The following is a 223-nucleotide window of genomic DNA, read 5'->3' as shown; positions in this document are numbered from 1 at the left end:
GGGCATAGTGCCAGCGCTCGCCGCTGGTATCATACACCGACCAGGTATCGTCCTGATGATGTTCCAGCCAGCGCTTTTCGGCCTGACAGTAGACGCGCTGGCCCTCCGGCATCCCCGGGAAGGAGATACAGTCCCCCGACGGCGCGCGCCACACCAGCCCGTCACCGTAGCGTTCAAGGGAGGTTTCCCAGAACAGGCTCCAGCCACGACCCAGCACGCTGTC

The 223-nt window shown here is 64.6% G+C and carries 1 protein-coding gene; it reads right to left on the bottom strand.

Features of this window, described 5'->3' with window-relative positions; genetic code table 11:
• The coding region (locus WFN61_RS20875; RefSeq protein ID WP_337039158.1) for a hypothetical protein at positions 1-223 on the bottom strand (223 nt) is incomplete at both ends.

Origin of the sequence: Pseudescherichia sp. AS216, from assembly GCF_037152055.1 — a bacterium.
In the GTDB taxonomy this organism is placed as follows: domain Bacteria; phylum Pseudomonadota; class Gammaproteobacteria; order Enterobacterales; family Enterobacteriaceae; genus Pseudescherichia.
Note: the sequence above shows the minus strand (reverse complement) of the source record. Positions and strands in the feature narration are given on the sequence as shown.